Source organism: Vibrio sp. 10N.222.48.A3 (assembly GCF_041475345.1).
GTDB classification, from domain to species: domain Bacteria; phylum Pseudomonadota; class Gammaproteobacteria; order Enterobacterales; family Vibrionaceae; genus Vibrio; species Vibrio tasmaniensis_A.
In genome coordinates this window covers 1-1,938 of the sequence record NZ_JBFRVX010000822.1, presented here as the reverse complement: position 1 = coordinate 1,938, position 1,938 = coordinate 1, and the positions used below count along the sequence as shown (strand labels likewise).

The window sequence follows — 1,938 nt, the reverse complement described above, 5'->3', positions numbered from 1 at the left end:
CGGGTACGCTAGGTCTTGGTATCGAACGCGAGACTTTCGGTTCAGCTTTAAATGTTAAGATGGTTGCTGCGAAAGATGAGTGGAACTCTGATGACAACGTAAACGTGGCTGGATACACAGTTGTTGATTTGACTGCTTATTACCGCCCTGTCACGGATTTAACCTTGCGAGCGGGTCTATTCAACGCATTAGACAAAAAATATTGGCTGTACAATGACATGTCAGGCCGTGGGCACGATTCTAAGTTCAACACCGATATTAAGTCTCAACCGGGTCGTAACTGGGGTATATCTGCAAACTACGAGTTCTAACTGGTTAGAAATCTAGTTCGTTGTAGAGCTAAGTTTATTAAAGGCCTAGGTCATTAAAGATCTAGGTCGTTCCAGAATAAAGCCATACAAAAAAATACTGTAGAAACTAAAAAGCCAGCTTACGATAAGCTGGCTTTTGTTATTTCACTAAAAGTTGTATCAAAAAGGGGTAAAGTGAAATTATTTCTCTGCCATTTCTTTCTTTACCATTACTGCTGCAGCAATGATGAAAGTGATGATTAGGCCTAGTTCCATGATTAACTCCAAAGAAAATTAACATTAAACATATAATTCGCGAGCATGATAACAACAACCGATACAGAATGATACTTTTTAACCACCAAATCACTTTTTATTCGATTTAGATCAAAAAAGATGCCCTAGAGCATCTTTTTGTACGTTAACTATTCATGAAATCACTCAATCAACCAGGGAAACCATCAGGATTTGTTGATTGCCAGCGCCATGTATCTTCAGTCATTTCAGCCAATGTGCGTGTCGCATTCCACCCCAGTTCTTTCTGAGCTTTCGCTGGGTCGGCCCAACACTCTGCGATATCTCCTAGACGGCGCTCAACGAGTTTATAAGGTATCGCTTGACCGCTCGCTTTCTCGAAGGCTTTAACCATATCTAATACACTTGAACCGTTGCCAGTACCCAGATTATAGATGTGAAGACCGTCTTTACGCCCTACTTTCTCAAGTGCTGCAATGTGTCCATCAGACAGATCCATAACGTGGATGTAATCACGAACACCAGTGCCATCCTTTGTTGGGTAATCACTACCAAATACAGATAGGAATTCACGTCGGCCAACTGCAACTTGAGATACAAATGGCATTAGGTTGTTTGGAATACCACTTGGGTCTTCACCGAGTTCACCACTTGGGTGTGAACCTACGGGGTTAAAGTAACGTAATAACGTAATGCTCCAATCGGGGTTAGCCTTTTGGAAGTCAGTTAAGCACTCTTCAACCATGAGCTTGCTACGACCGTAAGGATTGGTTGCGCTTGTGGGAAAATCTTCTGTGATAGGAACACTAGCAGGATCGCCATAAACCGTTGCTGAAGAGCTGAATACTAATATTTTTACGTCAGCGTCACGCATTGCATCGACAAGGACTAACGTGCCATTTACATTGTTATCGTAGTATTCGAGAGGTTTGGTAACAGATTCGCCAACCGCTTTCAGGCCCGCAAAATGAATAACAGCTTCAATATTGTGTTGCTTCATGGTTTCAGTTAAAAGCGCTTTATCACGAATATCACCTTCAATGAAATCAGGACGAACGCCAGATACTTTTTCGATACGTTCTAAAACGCTTGGTTTACTGTTATACAAGTTATCGAAAAGTACAGGTGTCATACCTGCGTTAATCATCTGGATACTTGTGTGGCTACCAATGTAGCCCATGCCACCTGTAACTAAAACATTCATGTTTAGCGGACCTTTTAATTAAAAACACTCAACCTACCTCTTATGATACAACAGCTTAGGGTTGAGTCACAAACGCCTATGGCAGATACACCGCACGAGAGAACGAAAACTGACCTTTACCTTGAATTTCACTTAGACGTACACCTCAGCGCCAACCTTCAGAATTACATCAATGTCGCCATATGATTC

General features: G+C 41.8%; 1 protein-coding gene and 1 pseudogene. One reads left to right on the top strand and one right to left on the bottom strand.

Going from position 1 to position 1,938, the window contains the following annotated elements; all coding sequences use genetic code 11:
* Positions 1 to 311: pseudogene (locus tag AB4653_RS20275) on the top strand (TonB-dependent hemoglobin/transferrin/lactoferrin family receptor); the annotation flags it as partial.
* 424 nt (positions 312 to 735) lie between these two features.
* Here the strand turns inward: AB4653_RS20275 and galE are convergent.
* Positions 736 to 1,749 (bottom strand): UDP-glucose 4-epimerase GalE, encoded by a 1,014-nt coding sequence (gene galE, locus AB4653_RS20270; RefSeq protein WP_102257726.1) that lies wholly within the window; start codon positions 1,747 to 1,749, stop codon positions 736 to 738.
* Positions 1,750 to 1,938: the final 189 nt, after the last annotated feature.

What these genes read in the sequence shown, in the direction of transcription:
- galE (WP_102257726.1), bottom strand. Translation starts at nt 1,749, where the DNA reads ATGAATGTTTTAGTTACAGGTGGCATGGGCTACATTGGTAGCCACACA.